At 59.2% G+C, this 2989-nt stretch carries 1 protein-coding gene; it reads left to right on the top strand.

What is annotated here, in order from left to right; translation table 11 throughout:
• On the top strand, positions 1-2846 hold a 2846-nt coding region (locus tag QRO95_RS25070), incomplete at its 5' end, for a Tn3-like element IS1071 family transposase (protein WP_285303724.1).
• Positions 2847-2989 lie beyond the last annotated feature (143 nt).

The following is a 2989-nucleotide window of genomic DNA, read 5'->3' as shown; positions in this document are numbered from 1 at the left end:
AGGCATTTTTCACCTTCGATGGTGCCGAGCGCGACGCAATCAATGCACGCCGAGGTGATTCCCACAAGCTTGGTCTGGCGCTCCATATTGGTTTCCTGCGCATGAGTGGGCGTTTGCTCGGTGCCTTTCGGGTAATTCCAGTAGCCTTGTGGCGCCACCTTGGCAACGAGCTTGGCATTGCAGCACCAGAAGTCGCCTCGCTGAGAGCCATGTATGAACGCGGGCGCACGCTATTCGATCACCAACAAGTAGCCTGCACGGTCCTTGGATTCCAGTGGATGAGCGAGCACCAGCGCCGCTCACTGGTACGTGAACTGCGCGACGAAGTGGCGCGCTGCGCCGACCGCGATCAGCTACTCGTGCGGGCGCGTCAATGGCTGTACAAGAACAAGCTGGTGATCGTGCACGAGCGGGCAATTCGGACACTGATTGCGGCGGCACTTGCCCAGCTTGAAGTTGAAACAGGCACCGCCATCGCCGCCAGCGTTGATCCAGCAACACTTGATCGCTGGCGAGCCTCAGTTTCAGAGCTGCGCCCAGATGGACAAACCCAGCAGAGTTGGCTATGGGCTGCACCGGCGAAACACTCAACCCGCCAAATCAGCGAGGTACTGGAGCGCATCGACCTGCTTTACACGCTGGACGTTCATAAGCACCTGGCAGACATCCCCGATCTCATCTTGCGCCGCTACGCGCGCCGACTTGTCTCCAGGCCGCCCTCAGCCGGAGCCAAGATCAAAGAGCCAGCGCGCACCGTGGAGGTCGCATGCTTTCTTCGGTATTGCCTGTTCACCACCACAGACCAGTTGATCCTTATGGTGCAGCGCCGGATCGCCGATCTGTGGCGTCAGGCTGCCGCCGATGTCCCCGCTACCGTCAATTGGGCCGCAATGTACAAAACGCTGCTCGGCGAACTTGTTGCCTTGAGCGCGCAAGGTGCGGTGCCAGATGCTGAGTTGCGTGCCCGTCTTGAAGCCTTGATCACCGAAACCCAGAAACGCAAACCACCGAGCAGGGCCTCCCTGGTCCGCGAGGGATTGATTGATGGAATTCGCCCCGTGCGGTCGTTGCTCGTCGCCATTGCAAAGCTGCCCTGGCAGGCCACCGGCGAGCATCCTGCCATCGAGTACCTTGCCAAGCTGCAAGCTTTATATCTCAAAGGATCCAGAAAGCTGCCAGTTGAAGTGGTGGCACCAAGTCTGGGAATGATCTGGCAGGTTTCGATCTCCAGCCCAGACCGGGAACGGGCGTTTCAGGCGTTGGAGGTGGCCACCCTGTTTGCCCTGCGCCGCGCGGTGCGCAATGGCTCGGTCTGGATTGAGCACAGCCTGAGCTTTCGGGGTCGTGCGCGCTTGTTCTTCACGGACGAGCGTTGGCAGGCAGAGTCCAAGAAACACTATGCCCGTCTATCGTTACCCAGCAAGGCTGCCACTTTCTTGAAGCCTTTGCTGGCCAGAGTAACTGCCGGTGTCGATGCGGTGGCCGCTGCAGCCCGCAGTGGCGTACTGCGCGTGGATGATGAACTCCATTTGTCGCCATTGCCCGCAGAGGACGAAGACCCAGAAGTGACCAAGCTGCGCGCGGCTTTGGATCACCGCATCGGTGAGGTTCAATTGCCGGAAGTGATTCTGGCCGTTGACGCCCAGGTGCGCTTTAGCTGGATCATGCTCGGACGTGAGCCGCGCTCTACCGACGAGCTGCTGATGGTCTATGCCGGCATCATGGCCCACGGCACCAGTCTGACTGCGGTCGAATGCGCGCGCATGATTCCGCAATTGTCTGCCACCAGCATTCGCCAGGCCATGCGCTGGGCGCGGGACGAACGGCGTCTGAGCCAGGCCTGCCAGGCTGTGCTGGAATTCATGCAGCGACACCCGATTGCCGCCACCTGGGGGCGGTCCGATTTGGCATCTTCTGACATGATGAGCATGGAGACCACCAAACGGGTGTGGCAAGCCCGGCTTGATCCTCGGCGCAACACACCTTCCATTGGAATCTACTCCCATGTAAAAGACCGGTGGGGCATCTTCCATGCGCAGCCCTTTGTGCTCAATGAGCGCCAGGCGGGCGTGGCCATTGAAGGTGTCATCCGCCAAGAAAAGCTGGAGACCAGCCAGCTTGCTGTGGATACCCATGGCTACACCGACTTTGCCATGTCACATGCCCGTTTGCTTGGTTTTGATCTTTGCCCGCGGTTGAAGGAACTCAAACAGCGCCACCTCTTTGTGCCACGCGGCACCAAAGTGCCCGCAGAAATCGCTGCGGTGTGCGAAGCCAATGTCGACGTCGCTTTGATCGAAAAGCATTGGGATAGTCTGGTGCACCTGGCAGCCTCGGTCATGAGCGGACATGCCAGTGCGGTGGCAGCTCTTGCGCGGTTCGGTTCTGCCGCCCAGGGCGATCCAATCTATGAGGCTGGCGTGCAATTGGGGCGGTTGCTGCGTACGGCGTTTTTGGCTGACTACTTTGTCAAGGACGCTTTCAGGAACGAGTTGCGCCGGGTGCTCAATCGGGGCGAGGCTGTTAACGCCCTCAAGCGCGCCATTTATACCGGCCGGATCAGCCCGGCGCAGGCCAAACGTGTCGATGAAATGCAGGCTGTGGCCGATGCGTTGAGCCTGATGGCCAACATCGTGATGGCGTGGAATACCTCACAGATGCAGGCGGTCCTGGATCGCTGGTCGAACCGCCGCCAGGTCATTCCACCGGAACTGATCGGGAAGATTGCGCCCACCAAGCTGGAGAGCATCAACTTGCGGGGTGTGTTTCGCTTCCCGGTTGACCGCTATGCTGACCAAATCCTGCCTTCGCGGCCAAATGCATCGATAACTGGCACCAATGGATGAAACCGACCACGGTTTGACGCCACGAATCGCAGATTTGAAAGTGAACAGGAAAGTCAATGAAATCAACGATCTACCAACACCACCTCCGCGCCAGTGCTAGCTTTTCGTACCGTCACTTATTGCACTGAAAACGAGGAGACCCC

Source organism: Stenotrophomonas maltophilia group sp. Smal13, from assembly GCF_030236855.1.
In the GTDB taxonomy this organism is placed as follows: domain Bacteria; phylum Pseudomonadota; class Gammaproteobacteria; order Xanthomonadales; family Xanthomonadaceae; genus Stenotrophomonas; species Stenotrophomonas maltophilia_A.
Note: the sequence above shows the minus strand (reverse complement) of the source record. Positions and strands in the feature narration are given on the sequence as shown.